The following is a 24,311-nucleotide window of genomic DNA, read 5'->3' on the forward strand; positions in this document are numbered from 1 at the left end:
CTTTTATTCGCACACTTTTTCAACAAGGTGATGATATAAAGAACAAAAAAGCCTACTTCCTGATGCTTTTAATCGCTTTAGGCAAGTCTGCAAGGCTATTTATTATCAAATCAGCCGCTTGTTCTGCTTCACTTGTAATTGGTTTACCTGTACGAACTAATACCTTAGTACCCACTTTCGCCATCACCGCCGCTTGCATATCTTCCAATTTGTCACCGACCATATAAGAAGCTGCCATATCAATGCCAAGCTCCTTCTGTGCATCCAGCAGCATACCTGGTTGTGGTTTACGGCAATCACAACTCTTCTTATATTGTTCTTTAGTCGCATCTGGATGATGGGGACAATAATAAATGCCATCCAAATCTACACCGCGATCTGCCAGTGACCAATCCATCCATTCTGTCAGTTGCAAGAATTGTTCTTCATTGAAAATGCCACGGGCAATACCTGACTGGTTTGTGACTAATACCAGTGCATACCCCATTTTTTTCAATTCAATCATGGTTTCAATGGCACCATCGATAAATTGAAAATCATCTACTTCGTGTACATAACCATGATCGATATTTATTGTTCCGTCACGATCTAAAAATACGGCAGGAATACCTTGTGTCACCCGATTGCTCCAAGCAATGTAAGAAGTTCTCAGTATCGCATGATTTAGCCATGAATGAGAATGCAGCAATTAATTTATTCCCAGTTGACTTAGACGTCTAGACACCTTAACATCCGATTTAACTAGTGGTTTGTTTTCTCAAAAATGTTCAAACTATTAATTTTCGAATTTTTATAAGAATAAATAAGAATAAAAATGATAAAACTGTCTCATATCAATAAAATATTCCAGCAGGGTGTCCGTTCTATCAACGCACTTTCAGATATCAGTCTGCATGTTCCGCAAGGGCAAATTTACGGTGTCATCGGCTCATCCGGTGCAGGCAAAAGTACGTTAATTCGCTGTGTGAATATGCTTGAGCGTCCAACTTCTGGGCAAATACTGGTTGATGGTCAGGATCTGACTATCCTATCTGATAGTGATTTGACCCATGCACGTCGTCGTATTGGCATGATTTTCCAACACTTTAATTTGCTGTCTTCGAGAACAGTTTTTGGCAACATAGCCTTACCTTTAGAATTAGATAATGTTCCAAAAGCGGAAATAAAAAAACGGGTAGACGAGTTATTAGAACTTGTTGGTCTTGCAGATAAACACGATGCTTATCCAGCAAATCTCTCTGGTGGACAGAAACAACGTGTTGCTATTGCCCGTGCTTTAGCTAATTCACCTAAAGTACTTTTATGTGATGAAGCAACCAGTGCGCTGGATCCAGCAACAACCCGGTCTATTCTGGAATTATTGAAAGATATTAATCGCCGTCTGGGTCTGACTATTCTGTTAATTACACATGAAATGGATGTCGTCAAACGTATATGTGACCAGGTTGCAGTTATCAGCGGTGGGCAACTGGTTGAACAGGATATTGTCAGTGAAGTGTTTTCTCATCCCAAAACACCTATCGCTCAGGCATTCATCCAGTCAACTTTGCATTTGGATATCCCTGAAGATTATGTGCAAAAAATGCAAAGCACCCCAGCCCCAGATCTTAGCCCATTATTGAAACTGGAGTTCACCGGTCAGTCTGTAGACGCACCTCTGATTTCAATGGCAGTACGTCGTTTTAATATTGATATGAATATATTAAGTTCCCAAATTGACTATGCCGGTGGAGTAAAATTTGGTGTGATGTTAGCGGAATTACACGGTGAAAATGGCGGCGTTGAATCAACAATTAAATTTTTACAAGACCATCATGTGAAAGTAGAGGTTCTCGGTTATGTCTGAAGGAATGATCTTATTGCTGGCTAAAGGCGTCTGGGAAACTCTGGTAATGACTTTTGTTTCTGGTTTCTTTGGCTTTATTATTGGGCTGCCGATAGGTGTCTTGTTATATGTCACCCGCCCTGGTCAGATTATGGAAAACAGTAAACTCTATCGTTTTCTTTCAGCGATAGTGAATGTTTTCCGTTCTATCCCATTTATTATTTTACTGGTATGGATGATTCCTTTTACCAGATTAATTGTTGGAACATCTATCGGTTTACAAGCCGCCATTGTTCCATTAACCATAGGTGCTGCACCATTTATTGCCCGTATGGTGGAAAATGCTTTACTGGAAATTCCATCAGGATTAATTGAAGCAGCTCGCGCAATGGGAGCGACTCCGTTCCAGATTGTGAAGAAAATTCTATTACCTGAAGCGTTACCAAGTTTGCTCAATGCAGCCACAATTACCCTGATTACGTTAGTAGGTTATTCCGCAATGGGCGGTGCTGTAGGTGCAGGCGGATTAGGACAGATTGGCTACCAATATGGTTATATCGGCTATAATGCAACAGTAATGAACACCGTATTAGTATTACTGGTTATTTTAGTTTACTTAATTCAATTAAGTGGTGACCGGTTAGTTAAAACCACAACACGCAAATAATAAAATTATTTTAATAGCAGCGCCGGTATCGGTGCTAATAAATCAGTATTCAATAGGGGTGAAAATATGTCTGTTAAATTAAGAACCATCGCAACTATCAGCGCTCTTTTAGGTTCATTAATTCTGGTTGGTTGCGGGCAGGAAAAACAAGATCCAAACCATATTAAAGTAGGTGTTATTGTTGGTGCAGAACAGGAAGTTGCTGAAATTGCAAAAAAAGTAGCTAAAGACAAATATGGTCTTGATGTAGAACTGGTCACTTTTAATGATTTTGTATTACCAAACGAGGCTCTGAGTAAAGGTGATATTGATCTGAATGCATACCAGCACAAACCTTACATGGATCAACAAATCAAAGATCGTGGTTACAAACTGGTCACTGTTGGCAACTCTTTTATTTATCCAATTGCTGGTTATTCCAAGAAAATTAAATCCCTGGATGAATTACAGGATGGTTCTCAAATTGCTCTACCAAATGATCCAACGAACTTAGGCCGTTCTTTATTACTGTTACAGAAACAAAACTTAATCAAACTGAAAGATAACATAGGATTATTACCAACAACTCTGGACATTGCTGAGAATCCTAAAAATCTAAAATTGGTTGAGCTAGAAGCACCACAATTACCACGTTCATTGGACGATCAAAAAATTGCTCTGGCAATCATTAATACGACATATGCCAGCCAAATCGGCCTGACTCCGGCAAAAGACGGTTTATTTGTCGAAAATAAAGATTCTCCCTATGTAAACCTGCTGGTTAGCCGTGAAGATAATAAGGACGCTGAAAACGTTAAGAAATTCGTTAAAGCATATCAATCCGATGAAGTTGATGAAGCTGCCAATAAAATTTTTAACGGTGGTGCGGTGAAAGGCTGGTAATCTTTCATATTACACTCATCGATATTAGAATAATCAGGCGGATAGATTGTCCGCCTGATTTGTTATGGCATCATGTTTTCGATATTTTTTTGTTAACCTGATTCTATTCTCTTAACTCTGACAGTAAAAATTCGAGGATCTATTAATGCGTAAGCTGTTTATCTCTTTGCTAACTCTATTCATAACAGGATGTTCAATGCAACAGACAGCATTTACTGACTCTTCTCAGTTATCGGATATGAGGCACAAACAAACATTAACCGAAGAAAAAAAGAATCTTTCCTCATCCGTAAAGTTGTATACCAAGAGTGAAGAGTTAATAAATACCGCATTTAAAGATTTAGGAATTGTTTCTGGTCAATCATGCCGTGGTTCTTTACAGGATCCACCAGCTAATATCGCCGTAGCACGTAACCAGATGATAACGAAGGCCGCTCATTTGAATGCTAACGCAGTTTTATTACATCAGTGCGAGATGTTATCAGGTCAAGGATGCTATCAGATAGCAATATGTGAAGGTTCAGCTCTGCTTATTACTCAATGACCGATTTTCATTTCACACAAATAGGGGTTATCCACTCCCCTTATAAAGAAAAATTTGCCGTTCCACGCCAACCAGGTCTTATTAAAGATGGAGGAGGGCAATTGGTACTTCTTCCACCCTATAATCAACCAGATGCAGTTCGTGGTTTGGAACAATTTAGTCATCTATGGGTTATTTTTATTTTCCACCAAACAATGGATGGCGGCTGGAAGCCAATGGTACGCCCTCCCCGTTTAGGCGGCAATGCAAAAATGGGCGTATTCGCAACCCGTTCAACTTTCAGACCGAACCCAATTGGTATGTCTCTGATTGAACTTAAAGGTATTAAATACAGAAAAGGCAGTGTTACTCTGGAATTGGGCAGCCTGGATTTAGTTGATGGCACACCGGTTATTGATATCAAGCCTTATCTGCCTTTCGCTGAATGTCAGCCGCACGCTGTGGCATGTTTTGCTCAAGAAGCACCTTCTGCCGGTATGAAAGTGATATTTTTACCTGCTGCCGAACAACAGCTCATCTCAGTTCAAAACACTTACCCAGATTTACGCCGTTTTATCAGTCAAGTCTTGGCCCAAGACCCTCGTCCTGCTTACCGGAGAGGAGAACAGGAAAATCGAGAATATGCCGTTCATTTACTGAATTTTAATGTACGCTGGAGAATCTATGGCACACTGACTGAAGTGTTTTCCATTGAATCCCTTTAAAAATCAGTATATGCCCTTTTGACATCTTAAACTCGCTGGTAGACTAAAGGCTTATTTTCGTTTTTTTATTAGCTGGCAAATTACTGCCAGTCAGAAGCAATTTGCTGCTCTAATGGAACCCTAACAATGCGCACTAGCCAATATCTGCTCTCTACATTAAAAGAGACTCCTGCCGATGCAGAGGTTGTCAGTCATAAACTGATGCTTCGTGCGGGCATGATCCGTAAGCTCGCTTCAGGTCTGTATAATTGGATGCCTACAGGTGTCCGCGTACTAAACAAAGTTGAGAAAATTGTTCGTGAAGAGATGAACAATGCCGGAGCAATTGAAATATCTATGCCCGTCGTACAGCCGGCAAATTTATGGCAGGAAAGTGGTCGCTGGGAACAATACGGCCCAGAGTTACTGCGTCTTGCTGACCGAGGTGATCGCCCTTTTGTGCTGGGTCCAACTCATGAGGAAGTCGTTACTGATCTGATCCGCAATGAAGTCAACTCATACAAACAGTTACCACTGACTTTATTCCAGATCCAGACTAAATTCCGGGACGAAGTTCGCCCTCGCTTTGGTGTAATGCGCTCCCGGGAATTTTTAATGAAAGATGCTTACTCTTTCCATGCTACCCAAGAGTCACTGCAAGAAACTTACGACAACATGTACAAAGCCTACAGCAAAATCTTTACCCGTATTGGTTTGGATTTCCGCGCTGTTCTGGCAGACACCGGTTCTATCGGCGGTAGTGCTTCCCATGAATTTCAGGTTCTGGCTGCCAGTGGAGAAGATGATATCGTTTTCTCCACTGAATCTAATTACGCAGCTAATATTGAATTGGCCGAAGCCGTCGCTCCTGCTTATGATCGTGCAACACCAACAGAAGAGATGCATCTGGTAGACACCCCAAATGCAAAAACAATCGCTGAACTAGTTGAACAATTCAATCTGCCAGTTGAAAAAACGGTTAAGACTCTGATGGTTCATGCAGCAGAAGATACAGGCCATAAATTGATCGCCTTACTGGTCCGCGGCGACCATGAACTTAATAAAATCAAAGCAGAGAAATTACCTTTGGTTGCCAACCCTCTGACTTTTGCTACCGAAGAAGAGATTCGTACAATTGTAGGTGCTGGTCCAGGCTCACTGGGACCTGTCAATCTGACAATACCTGTTATTATTGACCGCAGTGTGGCGGTGATGAATGACTTTGGCGCAGGTGCCAATATTGATGACAAACACTATTTCGGTATCAATTGGGGACGTGATTTACCAATACCAACAGTCGCTGATATCCGTAATGTTGTTGAAGGTGATACCAGCCCGGATGGTAAAGGAACATTGCTCATCAAACGCGGCATTGAAGTTGGTCATATTTTCCAGCTTGGCACCAAATATTCTGATGCAATGAAAGCAACCGTTCAAGGCGAAGACGGCCACAATCAGACCATCACTATGGGTTGTTATGGTATTGGCGTTACCCGTATTGTCGCCGCAGCGATTGAACAAAATCACGATGACCGCGGTATCATCTGGCCTGATGCAATTGCACCATTCCAAGTCGCTATTCTGCCAATGAATATGCATAAGTCATATCGTGTTAAGGAAGTTGCAGAGAAACTGTATGCTGATCTGCGCGCCAACGGCATTGATGTTATTTTCGATGATCGTAAAGAACGCCCAGGCATGATGTTTGCTGATATGGAGCTTATTGGCGTACCACACACTATCGTTATCGGTGACCGTAATCTTGATAATGGCGAAGTAGAATATAAATATCGTCGCAGTGATGAAAAACAGATACTGAAGCTAAACGATGTTGCTGATTATCTGAAGCAACAGCTTGGTTGTTAATTAGGGTTATTACAATAACTCATTGAGCAGTATGGTGATAATGGTCAGATCATAAAGACGCAGTAAGTGAACTCGTTTTACTCTTCTGGCTCATTATCACCATTCATATTGAAGCTAGAATTATTTCTTCATACAAGATTTCGATTTATCGAAATGAATTTTACCTGTCTGAACCAAGGCAGAATTAAATAGCCCATCCTCCATTGAAGGACTCACGCTATAATAGCCTTCAACTTCAACATAAACTGGTGTTCCACCTTCTACGCCAACTTGATGATAGCCTTGCTCCAAATCCAAACTTTCCGGCACGTCATAACGCTTACCTGTACTACAATCAGTAAATGAAGCAGCATCAGCCATGTAACTGTATTCACCCATCAATTTTTTCGGTTTTACCCGTTTCAGCTCATAGTTGAATGACGATTCAATTGTGTTGCCTTCCATATCCAGCATTACCAGATTTCCATCCTTCGGCAGATAGTAATATTTCTGGTCATCTGATTTTGCCAGACGGATTTTTTCTCCATCTTTCGCCCATTGCCCAAATTCAAAGAATGACTGATCACCATCACGAGAACCAAGATAAGTTTGTTCCAGAATATAAGTACCATCATCATCCAATAACAGTGTGGTATCAATACCAGAGCAATCAGCACAAGGAAGAACACCATGAAAAGTCTGATCCACTGGCTGTGAACTTGTTTGCTGTGCCAAGTTACCTTTACATCCCACCAGAGCAGATACGCCCACAGCAACTAACGCTGTTAAAAGTTTTTTATTCACATTTATCTCCAAACAGTATAATGAGCTCTGTGACTCATCTTAATTAGTAACACAATAGAACATAAGATTCTTGCAGCTTAATAACTCAAATACCGTCCTTTTTAAGGATGTTACCCAATAGTAGCGAAATACTATGAGCTGATTTTAATACTTTTGTCAGGAACTTGCTGTGAAATAAGACTTTTATTTATTTACCGTTCAAAGGAAACAACCAAAGTTATTCATTAATCACGATTGATTTCCTGTGCTATAGTCATTAATAGTGCTTTTGAGTTACAATTTTTAACAACCACAGGCGGCAATAACCGCCACTAACCATAGTGGTGAGCAAATATGTCTATAAATACTGAATATCAACCAATTAACTGTGACGACTATGACAACCTTGAGTTGGCTTGCCAACATCAGCTCCATCTACACATAAAATTACGAGGTGGTGAAGTTATTGAAGGGAAAGCCTGTGATTTGATTTTGAGAAAGAAAGTTGAATACCTGATAATCGAAGCAGCAGATAATCCCCGAGAATTGCGGTTGGATCATATCGCCAGTTTCAGTCACCCTGAAATCGGTACTGTTATTGTTGAACATTCCGAATCCTGAGAAGAAACAGCCGCCTCTGGCGGCTTATAACACTTTATTTTAACAACGTTTTATTCCAATTAATTGTCAATATTTTCTGCCCTTCTGCCGCTTTGCCTTCTTTGGTGATAAAAATACCTAATGCAGCTATCAGTAGTTCGTTGTAATAAAGCAATGGAATTCTCTCTCTAAGCCATGGAGCAACCCCAAACTCCTGCCACAATTTTTTACTGTGCCGGGAATGTTGACGACCCACAATACTCATCATTCCCTGAACACCAAAGCGGATAGTCACCCGCTCATTATTAGCTGGAGCCCTTACTTGAATACCACGATCAGAAATATTCAATTCTCCCAAACGATCCGGTAATACCAACGTATTGCAAATATCCCACTCAAGAATAGTGTCTCTCAAAGATTGTAATTGAGGAACCAACCAAAGTTTTTGCTTATAACGACGTACATTATATTGACCAAATTGTAGCTGGGGCTCAGCATCAGTGCGAGCAAGAGCCACCTCATACCAAAGCCTGTGAAGCTGCTCCCGTGAGGGCATTTTCATGTCATGGTAACCAAACCAACGGCGTAACAAAGCATTTCGTTTAGCTTCTGAGCACGTTGCCAAAGGCGAAATACCTAAAGCGCCATCCCGAGTTATCAGCGCTTTCAGAAACTCATTCAACAACTCATCCAGAAGCTGCTCCTGCTCACCACATAAACTAGCACTGCGAGCAACAGATTGTCGAAAATGCGGCCAGCGTTGATTCAGTAACGGCATAACATGTAAGCGCAGAAAATTCCTGTCATAACGATCATCCTGATTACTGTCGTCTTCAATCCAACTCAGACGATGTTCACTAGCATATATTTCCAACTCATTCCGACTATAACCAAGCAGTGGGCGAAATAATAAGGTATCAGCAAATATTGCGACTGGAGGCATAGAAGCAAGGCCAGCCGGGCCACTGCCACGCTTTAGTGCCAATAAAAAAGTTTCCGCCTGATCATCAAGATGCTGAGCAGTTACCAGAATTTCGTCTTTTTGTAATTCACGCCTGAACATCTGATATCTGGCATCACGAGCAGCAGCTTCAATGCCCTTTTCACGGGCATCTATCGTTACTCTTTCAAAACAAAATTCCACTTGCCAGTCATCACAAATCTGTTGGCAATGTTTAACCCATTGATCTGCTTTCGGATTTAAACCATGGTGAATATGCATTGCTCTCAGTTGAACTTCCTGATTGTGCTGACTACGCCAATTGACCAACAAATGCAGCAAAACTGAAGAATCCAGCCCACCACTGAATCCAACCAGGATTTTCTTATGTTCACCAAGCTGTTTAGCTAAAGTGAAGAATAATCGCTCATCAATTTTTGTCATTACAGACTCAAGAGTTCCTTAATTTGCAACAATCATGAATTCATTATCATCTGTGTTATTAATCAAAGAACCACTGCCTCTCAGATAATATTTTCCAACAATATGAAATAGCAAAAAAAGTTAGAAACAGTAAGGGATGGGAGTCGCTGAAATTTATCAATTCCAGTGACTCCCATCCCTTATGCAATCAGTTAGTTCAGATCTCAACAATAACCATATTGCATCAGGCGCTGATAACGACGGTTCACCAATTCTTCAGGTGCTAAATGATCAAGAGCTGCCAGATCAGCCAATAACTGAGCTTTTAGTGATGCTGATATTGCTTCGTAATTACGATGCGCACCACCTAATGGCTCTGGGATCACGGTATCGATTAATTCCAGCTCTTTCAAGCGAGGAGCAGTGATCCCCATTGCTTCTGCCGCCAGAGGCGCTTTTTCCGCACTTTTCCACAGAATAGAGGCACAGCCTTCCGGGGAGATAACAGAATAAGTACTGTATTGCAGCATATTCACTTTATCACCGACACCAATTGCTAACGCACCACCGGAACCACCTTCACCAATCACAGTACAAATAACAGGCACAGACAAACGGGACATTTCACGCAAATTGCGGGCAATAGCCTCAGACTGACCACGTTCTTCTGCACCAACGCCAGGATATGCGCCAGGAGTATCAATGAAAGTGATAATTGGCAGTTTAAAACGTTCCGCCATTTCCATCAGACGCAGAGCCTTACGATAGCCTTCCGGCGCCGGCATACCGAAATTACGGCGGATTTTTTCTTTCGTTTCACGGCCTTTTTGATGACCAATAATCATCACTGGACGCCCATCAATACGAGCCAAACCACCAACAATTGCTTTGTCATCAGCGTAAGCGCGATCACCCGCCAGCTCTTCAAAATCAGTAAAAATATGCTGAATATAGTCCAATGTATAAGGACGACGTGGATGACGGGCAAGTTGAGCAATTTGCCAAGCACCTAAATCTGAAAAGATTTTGCGAGTCAATTCCAGACTTTTTTCCCGCAAACGTTGTACTTCTTCATCCAGATTTATATCTAATTTTTCATCTTGACGGCTAACTGCGGTTAGCGAATCAATTTTCGCTTCCAGCTCGGCAATCGGCTGTTCAAATTCAAGAAAATTCAGACTCATAACATTCCTATTTTAGTCAAATTCTAATTCTACCTGCTCATTACCCAGCAGAGTTCGCAAATCTGTCAGAAGGTTATCCGTTGGCGTTACCCTCCACGTCGCGCCAAATCTTAAACGGGCGCGGGCGTCTTCCCTCTGGTAATAAAGATGAACCGGTATCGTTCCAGAACGATGTGGTTCCAAGGCACCACGAAGACGGTTCAACAATTGATCATCAATTTGCCTGTCTAACAGCGAGATAGCAAGCCCACGCGCATATTTTTCACGCGCTTCACTAATATCCATTAATTCACGGACTGTCATTTTAAGACCACCGTTGAAGTCATCAAAGCTGACCTGCCCCGTAGCTATCAATATCCGGTCCTGTTCCAACAAATGCCGGTATTTCTCCAAGGCATCGGAAAATAACATGACTTCCAGACGTCCTGAACGGTCGTCCAATGTACAAATACCAATCCGGTTACCCCGTTTGGTTATAATCACTTTGGACGCCAGCACTAAGCCTATCACCGTCGTTACTTGACCACGCGGTGTCGGATTCACATCTTTTAACCGTAATCCATTAGTATAGCGCTCAATTTCTTTTAAATAACGTGTGATCGGGTGCCCAGTTAAATAGAGTCCCAGCGTTTCCCGTTCACCATCAAGAACAACCTGTTCTGGCCATTGAGAAATATTGGCATAAGAACGCTCAACTTCTTCCGGCGCTTCAGCTAATACACCAAACATATCAGTCTGACCAATGGCTTCTGCCTTAGCATGCTGATCCGCTGCTTTCAGGGCATCTTCCAGAGAGGACATCAGTGCCGCACGGTGCGGCCCCAGACGGTCAAACGCCCCTGACATAATCAGCTTTTCCATCACCCGACGATTTAATTTCTTGGTGTCAACGCGGGCACATAAATCAAATAGCTCTCTAAAATAACCACCTTTCTGACGAGCCTCAATGATCGCTTCAATCGGCCCCTCACCAACCCCTTTAATGGCACCAATCCCATATACGATCTCCCCGTCATCATTAACGTGGAAATGATACAGGCCGCTATTAATATCAGGTGGTAATATTTTCAGCCCCATACGCCAACATTCATCAATCAGCCCAACGACTTTTTCTGTATTATCCATATCAGCCGTCATTACCGCAGCCATGAACTCAGCTGGATAATGTGCTTTCAGCCATAAAGTCTGATAAGAAACCAATGCATACGCAGCAGAGTGAGATTTGTTAAACCCATAACCAGCAAATTTCTCTACCAAGTCAAAGATTTTTATTGATAGTTCGCCATCAATGCCGAGTTTTTTGGCTCCATCCTCAAATACGGAACGCTGCTTCGCCATCTCCTCCGGCTTTTTCTTGCCCATTGCCCGTCGGAGCATATCTGCACCACCGAGAGTATATCCCGCCAGCACCTGAGCAATCTGCATCACTTGTTCCTGATAAAGGATAATGCCGTAGGTTGGCTCCAAAACAGGTTGTAAAGATTCGTGCTGCCATTGTGCATCTGGGTATGAGATCTCTTCCCGACCATGTTTGCGGTCAATGAAGTTGTCCACCATACCTGATTGTAAAGGACCCGGCCGAAACAGTGCCACAAGCGCAATCATGTCTTCGAAGCAGTCAGGACGCAGGCGCTTGATAAGATCCTTCATACCACGGGATTCGAGCTGGAATACCGCTGTTGTTTCAGCGCGTTGCAGCATATCGAAGCTGTTGACGTCGTTCAGCGGAATCGCTGCGATATCAATTGGGTCCAGATCTTTCTTTGCCCTGCGTGCGTTGATCATTTCCAACGCCCAATTGATGATAGTCAACGTCCTCAGTCCGAGGAAGTCGAATTTCACCAACCCAGCATATTCCACATCGTTTTTATCAAACTGAGTAACCGGGTTCAAACCTTCCGGGTCACAGTAGAGAGGCGCGAAATCCGTGATCTTAGTTGGGGCGATAACAACCCCACCCGCGTGTTTCCCCGCGTTACGAGTAACCCCTTCCAATTTACGCGCCATATCTATCAGCGCTTTAACTTCCTCATCCGCTTCATAAATTTCAGGAAGTTGTGGCTCTGCGATAAATGCCTTTTCCAATGTCATACCTGGATCAAGCGGTATCAATTTGGAAATTCTGTCAACAAACCCGTATGGATGCCCCAGCACACGGCCAACATCCCGAATGACGGCTTTCGCTGCCATAGTACCGAATGTGATGATCTGAGATACGGCATCACGACCATATATATCAGCCACATGATCAATCACCAGATCACGTTTTTCCATACAGAAATCAACGTCAAAATCGGGCATGGAAACACGTTCAGGATTAAGGAACCGTTCAAACAGCAGGTCGAACGCCAAAGGATCGAGATCAGTTATTTTCAGAGCATAAGCCACCAAAGAACCGGCACCAGAACCACGTCCTGGGCCGACAGGAACACTATTATCTTTCGACCACTGAATAAATTCCATCACGATCAGGAAGTAGCCAGGGAATCCCATCTGATTGATAACCCGAAGTTCAACATCAAGCCGCTCATCATATTCAGGACGCTTTTCTGCCCGTACTTTAGGATCCGGGTAGAGAAATGCCAAACGCTCTTCTAACCCTTGTTTAGATTTATCGACCAGATAATCTTCAGTGCTCATTTCTCCCGTCGGGAATTGCGGCAAGAAATACTCACCAAGGCGGATAGTGACATTACAACGCTTAGCAATTTCTACACTGTTTTCCAGTGCTTCGGGAATATCAGCAAATAGTTCACACATCTCCTGTTCACTACGCAGATATTGCTGAGGACTGTAATTTTTCGGGCGTTTTGGATCAACTAATGTATAGCCATCATGAATCGCCACGCGGATCTCATGAGCATCAAAATCTTCACTGTCGATGAAACACACATCATTAGTCGCAACAACAGGCAAGTTCTTTTCTGTCGCCAGTGCAACCGCTGCATGAAGATAACTTTCTTCATCTGCACGGCCAGTACGGATTAGCTCCAGATAATAACAGTCGGGGAAATGCTCCTGATAAAACTCAAGGCATTGGTCCACCATAACCTGATTACCACGTAACAGGAATTTGCCAACGTCTCCCATACGGCCACCAGAGAGCAGGATCAACCCTTCCTTATGGTTTATCAGCCATTCCTGTTTAATTGTCGGACCAACAGCACCATACCCCTTCTGATAAGCCTCTGATATCAGTAACGTCAGGTTATGATAGCCAGTATTATTGCGCGCAAGAATGGTCAGGTTAGCGTACTCATCACCGAGCAACTCGCTTTCCATATAGAAATCAGCACCAATAATCGGTTTTATTCCCGCCCCATGAGCACTGCCGTAAAATCTTACCAACCCACACAGGTTAGTAAAATCAGTGATCGCAAAAGCTGGCATACCTAATTGAGCAACCTTTTTCACTAAAGGGCTGGTTTTGGCTAAGCCATCAATCATTGAATAGTCGCTGTGGACACGTAAGTGTACAAAACGGGGTTCGGCCATGTGTTTGTCCAGATGATATTGATTTGAAGAATAGCTGTATTCAGTCAACAAGTTAACTTAAAGGCCAATTGCTCTTTTAACCGGCGCAAAACTTTTACGGTGATGTTTTGTCGCTCCCAACAGAGCCAGCTTTTCTAAATGAAATGCCGTTGGGTAGCCTTTATGTTTAGCAAATCCATATTCAGGAAATAATTGGTCAAGTTCAGCCATTTCCCGATCTCTAGTCACTTTCGCCACAATAGAAGCCGCACTGATTTCAGCAACCAGCCCATCACCTTTTATCACCGCTTGTGCAGGCATTGACAATTTAGGGCAACGATTGCCATCAATCAGCACATATTCAGGCGAAATAGACAAGCCAGCCACAGCCCTTTGCATCGCAAGCATAGTTGCGTGCAAAATATTCAGTTGATCAATTTCTTCTGGCTCTGCGCGCCCCAGGCTCCAACACAACGCTTTTTCTGTAATCTCCAGATACAATGCTTCACGGCGTTTCTCACTGAGTTTTTTAGAATCAGCCAGCCCGGCGATCGGCCTGGATGGATCTAAAATAACAGCCGCGGTCACAACTGCACCTACTAATGGGCCTCGGCCAACTTCGTCAACTCCGGCAATCAGATTTGCCTGAGGATATTTAAATTCCATCATTTTCCTGCTAATTCCAGTACAGCTTGTGCAGCTTGTTCATCAGCATTACAGCGGATGCTTTCGTGCAGATGTAAAAATGTCTGTTTCAATGCTTCAACTTTTTCACTACCTTGCAGTAATGACAACAATTCATCTGCAAGTTTCTGCGGCTGACACTTTTCCTGCAATAATTCTTTAACCAGCTCTTTACCGGATAGCAAGTTCGGCAATGAAACATAAGGTGTTTTTACAAGACGTTTTGCCAGCCAGAAAGTAAAGGGTTTCATCCGGTAACCCACGACCATCGGGCATTTTGCCAGCATACACTCCAGAGCAGCCGTGCCAGATGCCAAAAGTGCAGCATCACTTGCGATCATAATTTCACGCGCTTTACCATCCACAAGGTGGACATTCAGATCTGGCGTAGTTTCCTGTTTGATTCGCTCGAATTGTTCACGCCGTTTAGCATTCACTAACGGCACAACCACATGCAAATTTAGAATCTTTTGCCGCAATAACTGAGCTGTTTTAAGAAAATCAGCACCCAGCATCTCAACTTCAGAATGGCGGCTCCCTGGCAACAAAGCCAGGCAAACGGACTCTTGCGGGATACCTAATAGCTCACGTGCTGCCGCTTTATCCGGCTGTAACGGCATAGCATCCGCCATTGTATGCCCAATAAACCGGCAAGGGACATTAAACTTATCGTAAAACGCTTTTTCAAAAGGCAAGAAGGCCAGAACCATATCTGTGGCTTTACCAATTTTGAAAACACGTTTTTGACGCCAGGCCCATACCGACGGACTGACATAATGAAGAGTACGGATGCCCTGCTGTTTTAACCGGCCTTCCAATGTAATATTGAAATCCGGCGCATCAATGCCCACAAATACATCAGGTTTCAGTTCTGTGAAACGGGTTGTCAAATCCTTACGGATTTTCAGCAAACGAGGAAGACGTTCAAGAACTTCGACAATCCCCATTACAGCCAGCTCTTCCATCTCATACCAGGCTTTACAACCTTCAGCCTGCATAAGAGGGCCTGCAACACCAACAAAACGGGCATTGGGTATTTTGGCTTTTAATGCACGAATCAAACCTGCCCCAAGGATATCACCGGAGGTTTCTCCGGCGACTAATCCAATCGTCAGCGGGTGCAGACTATCAATAGAAGAAATGGTAGCCAAAGGAGTATCCTTCATCTACTTAACGGATAATGCCACGAGTAGAATTTGCCAGAAAATCGCTGAAGATTTTGACATGCTGATTATCTTCAGCCAACTTAGCAATTTCCTGCTGTGCTTCTTCTAAAGTTTTTCCATTACGATACAATAGCTTGTATGCACTTCTGATTAAATGTAATGAATCTTTATCAAAGCCACGGCGTTTCAAGCCTTCAATATTAATGCCAAAAGGTGTTGCATGATTACCCTGAGCAATAACATATGGAGGAATATCCTGTACCACACCAGAACAACCACCCACCATAGCATGAGAGCCAATCTGACAAAACTGATGAATCGCGCTCATACCACCGATGATGACATAATCCCCCAGAATAACATGCCCCCCCAAAGTACCATTATTAGCAATGACACAACGATCACCGATAATACAGTCATGAGCGATATGAGCATTAATCATCAACAAATTATCATTGCCGACTTTCGTTAAACCACCACCTTGCTCAGTTCCACGATGAATGGTCACACTTTCGCGGATACGGTTACGATCACCAATTTCAACTCTGGTTGGTTCACCGTGATATTTCAGGTCCTGATTCATTTCCCCAACAGAGGCAAACTGAAAAATCTGATTATCACGGCCGATTTTAGTTATTCCATTGACAACAACATGAGATTTCAGCTCTGTACCTTCGCCAATTTCAACCTGAGAACCAATGCAACAAAATGGGCCAATACGAACATTGGCACCAATAACCGCGCCATCTTCTATAATAGCGCTAGGATGTATATAAGCGGTTTCATCAATCATAGACTAGACCTCACGACGGCGAGCGCACATCATTTCTGCTTCGCAAACTACTTCTCCATCGACTTTTGCTACGCCTCTGCAACGAGCAACCCCTCGACGCTCTTTTATAAATTCAACTTCTAAAATCATTTGGTCCCCAGGCACTACCGGGCGTTTAAAACGGGCACCATCGATAGCGGCAAAATAATAGAGTTCATTTGGCTCCAGTTTACCCACACTCTTAAATGCCAGAATTCCAGTGGCCTGTGCCATAGCTTCAAGGATCAAAACACCAGGGAAGATAGGTTTGCCTGGAAAATGCCCCTGAAAGAAGGGTTCGTTAAAAGATACATTTTTAACTGCACGTAGGAATTTACCTTCTTCAAAATCAAGAACGCGATCCACCAATAAAAACGGATAACGATGCGGAAGCAGATCTAAAATTTCTTCAATGTGCAGAGTATGATTATCACTCATCTAAATACTCTTCCTGTCTAAAAAGGACTAATTATATTAACGACACGGCCCGCTTAAACCCCAAATCCAGAGTTCCCAGGCAGGCCGCAAAAATAAAACACAACCAAAAATATAGTGCAATTACTCGTTTTTGCCTTCCAGCTTACTCTCCAGTGACTTAAGACGTTTATTCATTTCATTGATATTCATGACTAAAGCTGCTGTCTTACGCCAAACTTTATTTGGTTGTAACGGAATGCCAGAGGAGTATACACCAGGTTCGGTGATTGGGCGCATCACCATACTCATCCCCGTGACGGTTACCTTATCACAGATTTCCATATGTCCATTAATGACACTGGCACCACCAATCATACAATAACGACCAATTTTCAGACTACCGGCCATGATCACACCGCCAGCAACTGCGGTGTGATCACCAATGATAACATTATGGGCAATCTGACACTGGTTATCGATAATGACGCCATTACCGATAATGGTATTATCCAGAGCTCCCCGATCGATAGTTGTGCAGGCACCAATCTCAACCCGGTCACCAATAATGACTGAACCTAATTGAGGGATTTTAACCCAATTACCGCGATCATTCGCATAGCCAAAGCCATCAGATCCGATAACAGCCCCTGACTGAATCAAACACTGCTCACCAATTTCAACATTATGGTAAACAGAGACATTCGCCCAAAAGCGACTTCCCGCACCAATATGTGTATTTTTGCCAATAAAGCAACCCGCACCGATAACAACGTTGTCGCCAAGAACAACGCCGGATTCGACAACAGCATTAGCGCCAACAGCAACATTTTCACCCAGTGTTGCCTGAGGTGAAATCACTGCGGAAGGGTGAATATCCTGTGCGGGAACCGGTGTTGTATCCATAATCTGAGCCATATAGGCATAGGCCAGATAAGGATTGGCAACAACCAATGCCGGAACATTACAATAAGGAAGATCTGACTCGCGGAGAACGACAGCGGCAGCCTGACATTCCCCTAAACGTTCACGGTAACGGCTGTCAGACAAAAAAGTGATCTGTTGGTTATTGGCCGAATGCATTGGGGCAATACTGGTGATGACCACATCGCCATCACCATGTAATTGTGCATTCAACTGCTGAGCTAAATCAGCCAATCGAATTGAAGACATCTATTATTTAACCTGTTTCAATACACTTGCCGTAATGTCTTTGCCAGATACTGAATAAGCAACAGCATTCGCATCAACCACAACGTCATAGCCTTCTTTACCTGCAACTACTTTGATTGCGTCCTGAATACGGCTCAGAATTTTGTTGCGCTCTTCCATTTGGCGACGACGATTATCTTGCTCAAAAGCCTGGGCTTTTTTGCCGAATTCTTCACGTTTAGCCATAACATCTTTTTCCAGATTAGCGCGCTCGCTGGATTTCATGGTAGAACCATCGCGCTGTAATTTCTGAATTTTGGTCTGCAAATCAGCTTCCATTCTTTGCAGTTCAGATGCGCGGCTTTTGAACTCATTCTCCAACTGTTTCGCAACAGCTTCACGGGCAGGCAACTGCTGGAAAATCTCACCGACATTTACAACAGCAATTTTGTCTGCTGCCTGAGCACCAGCAGAGAAAGCTAATGCAATACCGAGGCTTGCTGCACACAACAATTTCTTCACTATAAACTCCTTAAACCACGCTATCTGTAACATGTTGGAAAACTTCGTTAATACCCTGAAACCAATGATTTCAAAGCTTGCTTTATCAATAACCTGTTTTATCAATAATAAGATAAAAACGCATTATCACCAGGTTTTGCCAATATTAAATTGGAATTGTTCTGATCTATCACCTTCGTAGTCTTTGATCGGCTTAGCATAAGAGAACACCAGCGGCCCCAAAGGAGATATCCATTGCAATGCAATACCCGCCGAAACACGGATATTACCTGGTTTACTGTAATCAGGTATACCTTTGGCTTTCATTACCGCAGAATCACTCCAGTCAGTATCCCAAACCGTACCTGAATCAATAAAGAATGAAGTTCGGACAGAATTCGAGTATTTACCATCAAGGAATGGCGTTGGCGTGATTAACTCAAGGCTGGCGACTGCCATTGCGTTACCACCCACAGCATCACGGGATGGGCTATTTTCCTTAGGACTCCCGTCCTTATTCAGGTAAATAGCTTTAGGACCGATATTGTTGGAACGGAAACCACGGACAGTACTGGCACCACCTGCATAGAAGTTTTCATAGAATGGTAACTCTTTACCACCTACCCCATCACCATAGCCTAAACGGCCGCGGCCCAAAATCACCCAAGTACGCGCATCATTAATTGGATAGTACGCAGACGTATCAAAAGTCACTTTATAGAATTCGTTATCCGAACCAGGGATGGTCACTTTACCGTTCAGAGTCGATTTCACACCCGATGTTGGGAAAAAACCACGGTCAAGGTTGTTGTATGTCCAACCTACATTCAGAGAGAAATCATCTGCTTTAAAGTCAGCTTTACTTTCAAGACTTGGATTCTCACCCATAGACTTCAGATAGCGCCACATTGCTGCCTGAGGGAGCATTTCGGACAGAGAGTTATGAATATAACCCAACCCAAAACGCAGGGAGTTATTTTCATTAATCGGAAAGCCAAGGAAACCATCTAAGCCATAGCTTTGGTTGGTATAACCGGACAAATCAGCATCATCAGCTCTGAAATCGTTGTAGAATACCCGACCTCCGAGACTCACCCCATTAACCGTAAAATAAGGATCGGTGAAAGAGATTTCTGCATAGGTTGAGTAATCATTCTTACTGGCATTAACCCCAACAGAGTTACCTGTTCCCAACCAGTTATCCTGCTGAGCGCCAATCTGGAAACTGACGCCACTTTCAGTACCGAAACCAACCCCAAAGTTCAGAGAGCCGGTATTACGCTCTTTAACTTTATAAACGATATCTACCTGATCAGGGCTACCGGGTATACGCTGAGTTTCAACATCTACAGTTTCAAAATAACCCAAGCGGTTAAGGCGTTCTTTACCCAATTCAACCAAATCACTCCCCAACCATGCTCCTTCCATCTGGCGCATTTCACGACGCAAAACGGAGTCTTTACTAGTATCATTACCAGAGAAACGGATTTTACGAACATAGAAACGGTTACCTGCATCAATGTTGACATGCAGTTTTACTGTTTTGTCCTGATCATTGATTTCAGGTTGAGTCATCACCCGTGGATAAGCATAACCATAACGGCCAAGCAAGTTTTTGATTTCACTTTCCATTTTAGTCACCTGAGTCCCGTTATACAGAGAACCAGGCTTAATATTAGCCAGTTTAGTGATTTCTGACTGATAGCCCGCCATATTACCGTTCAGGTCAATACCAGATATTTTGTATTGATCCCCCTCAGTAATATTCAACGTGACATAAATACCTTTTTTATCTGGCGTCAAACTGACCTGAGTCGAATCAATGTTAAAACGGGCATAACCGCGATCAAGGTAAAAACTGCGCAGCGCTTCAAGGTCACCCGCCAGTTTTTGTTTCTGATATTTCTGATCAGCAGTCAGATTCCACCACGGCACATCATCTCTGAGTTGGAAACGATTCAATAACTCATCAGAAGAAAATGATTTGTTACCTACGATGTTAATCTGCTGAATTTTTGCCGAAACACCTTCAGCGAAAACCAGTTTTAAATCAACACGATTACGTGGAAGTGGCGTAACAACCGCTTTTACACTGGCGTTGTATTTACCGACACTGTAATAGAAATCCTCCAGCCCTTTTTCGATATTGGACAACATAGTACGGTCAAGAGCTTCACCGACCCGAACATGAGATGCCTCAAGGTTCTGTTTCAGCATGTCATCTTTCACCGATTTATTTCCAGAGAAAGTAATACTGGCAATAGTCGGCCGTTCTTTTACCTGAACAATAAGTGTATTGCCATCACGCAGGACACGAACGTCTTCAAAGTTACCAGTAGCAAATAGTGCATGAATGGTACGACCGATATCTTCATCGCTGACCGTATCACCTACGCGAACTGGCATGTTCAGTAATGCTGCACCTACGGCAACGCGTTGAAGACCTTCAAAGTGAATGTCCCGAACTACGAACCCGTCTGCACCGTACGCAGTGGCGCTGCCAAACAGCAGCGACGCTATGAGTAACTTTTTCATCGCCATCGTTGTAATGCGTCTTCCTAACCAGTCTTCCGCTTTAGAAGCGGGAGAAATCATTGAAAAGTGCAAGCCCCATCAATAACACCAGTACTATGGCACCGATGCGATAGCTGAAGTCTTGTACACGCTCGGAAACTGGCCCACCTTTTATCTTTTCGATAATCAAGAAGAGCAAGTGTCCACCATCTAACACAGGTAATGGAACCAGGTTAATGATCCCAAGATTGACACTTATTAGCGCCAAAAACATCAAATAATACACCAAGCCTGAATCAGCCGACACCCCTGCCCCTTTGGCGATAGAGATTGGTCCACTCAAGTTGTTAACTTTCACATCACCAACGATCAACTTACCCATCATATTGACAGTCAACCGCATCAACTGCCAAGTCTTGTCTCCTGCCTGATAAATGGCAGAGAAAGGCCCGTATTGCTGAACCATTTTATATTCGTCTGCTAATGGTATAACCCGCAGTTCCACACCGGCAAAGCCAACTTCCTTACCCCTGGCTTGCTGTCTGACTTCCGGCGTCATAGAAAGAGAAATAATATGACCAGCCCTATCCACTGAAAGTTCCAACGGAACATTCGGATTATTGCTGACAAAGGATGTAAAGGTATGCCAGGCATCTATTTCCTGACCATTGACTTTAACTATCCTATCTCCCTTTTGTAAACCAGCCTTCTCTGCTGCGGTACCGGGAGTCACATTCTCCAGCAAAGAATCCAAACGAGGACTGACAGGCATAATCCCTAATGACAACACGGGATCCTGTTTATCGGGGTTAAAGCGCCATTGCCGCAAATCCAGAATTTTCTCTACCGGATGCGATGAACCTGGAGGTATGACCTGAACAGTCAGGTTCTCATCACCTATCTTACCTATCAGAGCAAAACGAACTGAATTCCAGTCAGGCGTTTCGATACCATCTACGGATTTTAGTTCCATTCCTGATGAAATATTTGCTTGTGCCGCAATAGAATCGGGTTTGATATCTGCAACGACAGGACGTATTGCCGGCACACCAATAATAAACACCAACCAATAAACCACAACCGCCAGTAAAAAGTTAGCAATTGGCCCTGCACTGACAACCGCAGCACGCTGACCAATAGTTTTATTATTGAATGCCATATGACGGTGTTCAGGAGAAACAGGTGAAACACGCTCATCAAGCATTTTCACATATCCCCCTAGTGGGATAAGGGCTATGACATATTCAGTTCCCTGACGATCCGTACGCCGCCATAGCGCTTTACCAAAACCAATGGAGAAACGTTCAACATGAATACCACACTTTCTGGCCACCCAAAAATGACCGAACTCATGCACAGTGATCAATATACCTAGCGCAATAATAAAAGCCGCCAGATTCCAGAGAATTCCCATCATATTCCTTTAAACGCCGTCAAACAGAGAAATCAAAATACCAGCAATATCAGGCCGGCAAAGACAGGGATCGCCGCAGTCAGGCTATCAATACGATCCATAACACCGCCATGTCCCGGAATTAGCTGACTGCTGTCTTTAATACCAGATTCACGTTTGAACATACTCTCAGTCAAATCACCAAATACAGAAGCGATAACAACAATAGCAGAACACAACATGAGTTTTTCAGGCATTACTGGTACTGGCGCATATTTACCAAATAACCATGAAATAATAGCCGCAGTTATTAAACCACCAACTAATCCTTCCAACGTTTTTCCTGGCGAAACTTTTGGTGCCATTTTGTGTTTACCTAAAGTCCGTCCGAATAGATAAGCACCAGAGTCAGCTCCCCATACCAGCAACATGACATACAGCAACCACCATGCACCATGATATGCATTATCATCATATCCCTGAGTCCGCAAGACCATCATTCCACAGTAAAACGGCACTAATGTCAGGGCTCCAAACAAAAGGCGCAATAACATGGATTTCTTCCAGATTAAAGCGGAAGAAGGATAGGTAATAACCAGAAGAGTCGCAACGATCCACCAAATCATCCCCATCCATAAGATAAAGATGATTTGCTGTTGTTCAATCAAATCAGTGAAATCTGGCAAAGTATATTGTAAGGCCAATAAACCGATAGCAAATAGAACAGCCAGAATAACCCGTTTCTTTTGGCTAAATAAGCTGGCGAATTGCCCCCACTCCCATGCAGCAAGGACTGAGACAGCTATAATAACCAGCCCGAAAGCGGCTGGTGGCAGCAAGAACAGAGCGGCAATCACAAGAGGGATTAATATCACAGCCGTTATAAGGCGGTACTTCAGCAAGAGTTCCTCCTATGATCCCACATCGGCATCGTCTGGTATTGTTCCGCCAAACCGGCGTTCTCTTTTGGCAAAGGCATTAATTGCACCTTCAAAAACGGTTTCATTAAAATCAGGCCAGAGTATATCGGTAAAATAGAATTCTGCATAAGCTATCTGCCATAACAGAAAATTACTTATACGATGTTCACCGCCGGTTCTGATGACCAAATCAACCTGAGGCTGCTGGCTCAGATTAATGTAATTATTGACTAATTCCTCAGTAATATCCTGTGGTTCAAGGGAATTATCCTTAATCTGCCGGGCAATTTTCTGAACACTTTGAACTATATCCCAACGACCACCATAATTTGCAGCAATATTGAGTTGCAGACCAGTATTATTAGCAGTCAACTTAACCGAGCGACAGATACGCTCCTGTAAACGCTCACTGAACCGGCTGATATCACCAATAACAGATAATCTAATATTATGTTTATGTAAGCTTTTGATTTCGCTATCTAGTGCAAAAATAAACAACTCCATTAAAGAGCTGACTTCCTGCTCCGGCCGATTCCAGTTTTCACTGCTGAAAGCGTACAGAGTCAACGACTCAATTTTGTGTTTAGCAGAGAAACTCACCGCACTCCGTACCGCCTTAATCCCTGCACGATGACCAAAGACTCTTAATTTCCCACGTTTCTTTGCCCAACGGCCGTTACCATCCATAATAATGGCAACGTGTTTAGGTAATAATGACGACAAATCGTTCTGATGATGATCACTGGATAATATCACTCAATTAATCCTTTACTGGTTAGGGTAATTCTCTTACAAATTCAGGCAGCCAAACATAAAAAAGCCGTGTCTTGTATCACGACTTGGGTAAAGACCTAATTATCTGAAAGAAAACCCTCCAAAATCTGAACTGTTAATTATACCAACCAA

22 protein-coding genes are annotated in these 24,311 nt (G+C 43.1%); 7 read left to right on the forward strand and 15 right to left on the reverse strand.

Annotated features, from left to right (window positions below):
• Positions 1 to 52 precede the first annotated feature (52 nt).
• On the reverse strand, positions 53 to 619 hold the full coding sequence (gene gmhB / locus PTE_RS04520; protein ID WP_036843690.1) for a D-glycero-beta-D-manno-heptose 1,7-bisphosphate 7-phosphatase: 567 nt from the start codon (positions 617 to 619) through the stop codon (positions 53 to 55).
• Positions 620 to 814: 195 nt separating this feature from the next.
• On the opposite strand from gmhB, the gene metN reads away from it, so the two are divergent.
• The 6 genes from metN to proS all read left to right on the forward strand — a co-directional run bounded on the left by metN (position 815) and on the right by proS (position 6,467).
• Positions 815 to 1,846, forward strand: coding sequence for a methionine ABC transporter ATP-binding protein MetN (gene metN, locus PTE_RS04525; protein WP_036843692.1), 1,032 nt, complete (start codon positions 815 to 817; stop codon positions 1,844 to 1,846).
• On the forward strand, positions 1,839 to 2,492 hold the full coding sequence (locus tag PTE_RS04530) for a methionine ABC transporter permease MetI (RefSeq protein ID WP_036843693.1): 654 nt from the start codon (positions 1,839 to 1,841) through the stop codon (positions 2,490 to 2,492). Before metN ends, PTE_RS04530 begins: the two co-directional genes overlap by 8 nt.
• Positions 2,493 to 2,558: 66 nt before the next feature.
• The gene (locus tag PTE_RS04535; RefSeq protein WP_036843695.1) at positions 2,559 to 3,374 is read left to right on the forward strand and encodes a MetQ/NlpA family lipoprotein; all 816 of its coding nucleotides are present in this window, start codon (positions 2,559 to 2,561) and stop codon (positions 3,372 to 3,374) included.
• Positions 3,375 to 3,570: 196 nt separating this feature from the next.
• The gene (gene rcsF, locus PTE_RS04540; protein ID WP_269149801.1) at positions 3,571 to 3,918 is read left to right on the forward strand and encodes an Rcs stress response system protein RcsF; all 348 of its coding nucleotides are present in this window, start codon (positions 3,571 to 3,573) and stop codon (positions 3,916 to 3,918) included.
• Positions 3,915 to 4,622: a tRNA (N6-threonylcarbamoyladenosine(37)-N6)-methyltransferase TrmO gene (gene tsaA, locus PTE_RS04545; RefSeq protein ID WP_036843698.1), complete on the forward strand. Its 708-nt coding sequence runs from the start codon at positions 3,915 to 3,917 to the stop codon at positions 4,620 to 4,622. The genes rcsF and tsaA overlap by 4 nt, the downstream gene beginning before the upstream one ends.
• Before the next feature lie 126 nt (positions 4,623 to 4,748).
• Complete coding sequence (gene proS / locus PTE_RS04550; protein ID WP_036843700.1) at positions 4,749 to 6,467, forward strand: proline--tRNA ligase; 1,719 nt, start codon at positions 4,749 to 4,751, stop codon at positions 6,465 to 6,467.
• 120 nt (positions 6,468 to 6,587) lie between these two features.
• On the opposite strand, the gene nlpE is transcribed toward proS, so the two are convergent.
• On the reverse strand, positions 6,588 to 7,250 hold the full coding sequence (gene nlpE, locus PTE_RS04555) for an envelope stress response activation lipoprotein NlpE (protein WP_036843702.1): 663 nt from the start codon (positions 7,248 to 7,250) through the stop codon (positions 6,588 to 6,590).
• A gap of 333 nt (positions 7,251 to 7,583) precedes the next feature.
• Here nlpE and rof point away from each other — a divergent pair, with 333 nt between their 5' ends.
• Positions 7,584 to 7,850 carry a Rho-binding antiterminator gene (gene rof, locus PTE_RS04560; protein WP_036843704.1) on the forward strand — a complete coding sequence of 89 codons (267 nt, stop codon included), beginning with the start codon at positions 7,584 to 7,586 and terminating at the stop codon, positions 7,848 to 7,850.
• Positions 7,851 to 7,884: 34 nt separating this feature from the next.
• Here rof and tilS read toward each other — a convergent pair whose 3' ends face one another.
• The 13 genes from tilS to ispU form a co-directional block, all read right to left on the reverse strand.
• Positions 7,885 to 9,213, reverse strand: coding sequence for a tRNA lysidine(34) synthetase TilS (gene tilS, locus PTE_RS04565; protein WP_036843706.1), 1,329 nt, complete (start codon positions 9,211 to 9,213; stop codon positions 7,885 to 7,887).
• A gap of 203 nt (positions 9,214 to 9,416) precedes the next feature.
• Positions 9,417 to 10,376, reverse strand: coding sequence for an acetyl-CoA carboxylase carboxyl transferase subunit alpha (accA, locus tag PTE_RS04570; RefSeq protein ID WP_036843708.1), 960 nt, complete (start codon positions 10,374 to 10,376; stop codon positions 9,417 to 9,419).
• Between the two features lie 12 nt (positions 10,377 to 10,388).
• Positions 10,389 to 13,871: a DNA polymerase III subunit alpha gene (gene dnaE / locus PTE_RS04575; RefSeq protein ID WP_036843710.1), complete on the reverse strand. Its 3,483-nt coding sequence runs from the start codon at positions 13,869 to 13,871 to the stop codon at positions 10,389 to 10,391.
• 57 nt (positions 13,872 to 13,928) lie between these two features.
• Positions 13,929 to 14,519 (reverse strand): ribonuclease HII, encoded by a 591-nt coding sequence (rnhB, locus tag PTE_RS04580; protein WP_110742792.1) that lies wholly within the window; start codon positions 14,517 to 14,519, stop codon positions 13,929 to 13,931.
• Positions 14,516 to 15,700 (reverse strand): lipid-A-disaccharide synthase, encoded by a 1,185-nt coding sequence (gene lpxB / locus PTE_RS04585; protein ID WP_036843716.1) that lies wholly within the window; start codon positions 15,698 to 15,700, stop codon positions 14,516 to 14,518. Before lpxB ends, rnhB begins: the two co-directional genes overlap by 4 nt.
• A gap of 4 nt (positions 15,701 to 15,704) precedes the next feature.
• On the reverse strand, positions 15,705 to 16,493 hold the full coding sequence (lpxA, locus tag PTE_RS24335) for an acyl-ACP--UDP-N-acetylglucosamine O-acyltransferase (protein WP_036843719.1): 789 nt from the start codon (positions 16,491 to 16,493) through the stop codon (positions 15,705 to 15,707).
• Positions 16,494 to 16,496: 3 nt separating this feature from the next.
• A complete protein-coding gene (gene fabZ / locus PTE_RS24340; protein WP_021324819.1) occupies positions 16,497 to 16,949 on the reverse strand; it encodes a 3-hydroxyacyl-ACP dehydratase FabZ in 453 nt (150 codons plus the stop codon).
• Between the two features lie 120 nt (positions 16,950 to 17,069).
• The gene (gene lpxD, locus PTE_RS04600; RefSeq protein ID WP_036843721.1) at positions 17,070 to 18,098 is read right to left on the reverse strand and encodes a UDP-3-O-(3-hydroxymyristoyl)glucosamine N-acyltransferase; all 1,029 of its coding nucleotides are present in this window, start codon (positions 18,096 to 18,098) and stop codon (positions 17,070 to 17,072) included.
• Positions 18,099 to 18,101: 3 nt separating this feature from the next.
• Positions 18,102 to 18,599 (reverse strand): molecular chaperone Skp, encoded by a 498-nt coding sequence (gene skp, locus PTE_RS04605; RefSeq protein WP_021324817.1) that lies wholly within the window; start codon positions 18,597 to 18,599, stop codon positions 18,102 to 18,104.
• A 126-nt stretch (positions 18,600 to 18,725) separates the two neighbouring features.
• Positions 18,726 to 21,119 carry an outer membrane protein assembly factor BamA gene (bamA, locus tag PTE_RS04610; RefSeq protein WP_036844239.1) on the reverse strand — a complete coding sequence of 798 codons (2,394 nt, stop codon included), beginning with the start codon at positions 21,117 to 21,119 and terminating at the stop codon, positions 18,726 to 18,728.
• A 34-nt stretch (positions 21,120 to 21,153) separates the two neighbouring features.
• Complete coding sequence (gene rseP, locus PTE_RS04615; protein WP_081738156.1) at positions 21,154 to 22,509, reverse strand: sigma E protease regulator RseP; 1,356 nt, start codon at positions 22,507 to 22,509, stop codon at positions 21,154 to 21,156.
• A 29-nt stretch (positions 22,510 to 22,538) separates the two neighbouring features.
• Complete coding sequence (gene cdsA / locus PTE_RS04620) at positions 22,539 to 23,387, reverse strand: phosphatidate cytidylyltransferase (protein WP_036843725.1); 849 nt, start codon at positions 23,385 to 23,387, stop codon at positions 22,539 to 22,541.
• 9 nt (positions 23,388 to 23,396) lie between these two features.
• A complete protein-coding gene (ispU, locus tag PTE_RS04625; protein WP_240042274.1) occupies positions 23,397 to 24,092 on the reverse strand; it encodes a (2E,6E)-farnesyl-diphosphate-specific ditrans,polycis-undecaprenyl-diphosphate synthase in 696 nt (231 codons plus the stop codon).
• Positions 24,093 to 24,311: the final 219 nt, after the last annotated feature.

The organism is Photorhabdus khanii NC19 (genome assembly GCF_000517265.1).
Classification (GTDB): Bacteria; Pseudomonadota; Gammaproteobacteria; order Enterobacterales; family Enterobacteriaceae; genus Photorhabdus; species Photorhabdus khanii.

Coding starts and splice junctions, on each gene's coding strand:
- metN (WP_036843692.1), top strand. CDS start 815: ATGATAAAACTGTCTCATATCAATAAAATATTCCAGCAGGGTGTCCGT.
- PTE_RS04530 (WP_036843693.1), top strand. CDS start 1,839: ATGTCTGAAGGAATGATCTTATTGCTGGCTAAAGGCGTCTGGGAAACT.
- PTE_RS04535 (WP_036843695.1), top strand. CDS start 2,559: ATGTCTGTTAAATTAAGAACCATCGCAACTATCAGCGCTCTTTTAGGT.
- rcsF (WP_269149801.1), top strand. CDS start 3,571: ATGCAACAGACAGCATTTACTGACTCTTCTCAGTTATCGGATATGAGG.
- tsaA (WP_036843698.1), top strand. CDS start 3,915: ATGACCGATTTTCATTTCACACAAATAGGGGTTATCCACTCCCCTTAT.
- proS (WP_036843700.1), top strand. CDS start 4,749: ATGCGCACTAGCCAATATCTGCTCTCTACATTAAAAGAGACTCCTGCC.
- rof (WP_036843704.1), top strand. CDS start 7,584: ATGTCTATAAATACTGAATATCAACCAATTAACTGTGACGACTATGAC.
- tilS (WP_036843706.1), bottom strand. CDS start 9,213: ATGACAAAAATTGATGAGCGATTATTCTTCACTTTAGCTAAACAGCTT.
- accA (WP_036843708.1), bottom strand. CDS start 10,376: ATGAGTCTGAATTTTCTTGAATTTGAACAGCCGATTGCCGAGCTGGAA.
- dnaE (WP_036843710.1), bottom strand. CDS start 13,871: ATGGCCGAACCCCGTTTTGTACACTTACGTGTCCACAGCGACTATTCA.
- rnhB (WP_110742792.1), bottom strand. CDS start 14,519: ATGATGGAATTTAAATATCCTCAGGCAAATCTGATTGCCGGAGTTGAC.
- lpxB (WP_036843716.1), bottom strand. CDS start 15,700: ATGAAGGATACTCCTTTGGCTACCATTTCTTCTATTGATAGTCTGCAC.
- lpxA (WP_036843719.1), bottom strand. CDS start 16,493: ATGATTGATGAAACCGCTTATATACATCCTAGCGCTATTATAGAAGAT.
- fabZ (WP_021324819.1), bottom strand. CDS start 16,949: ATGAGTGATAATCATACTCTGCACATTGAAGAAATTTTAGATCTGCTT.
- lpxD (WP_036843721.1), bottom strand. CDS start 18,098: ATGTCTTCAATTCGATTGGCTGATTTAGCTCAGCAGTTGAATGCACAA.
- bamA (WP_036844239.1), bottom strand. CDS start 21,119: ATGGCGATGAAAAAGTTACTCATAGCGTCGCTGCTGTTTGGCAGCGCC.
- rseP (WP_081738156.1), bottom strand. CDS start 22,509: ATGATGGGAATTCTCTGGAATCTGGCGGCTTTTATTATTGCGCTAGGT.
- ispU (WP_240042274.1), bottom strand. CDS start 24,092: ATGGATGGTAACGGCCGTTGGGCAAAGAAACGTGGGAAATTAAGAGTC.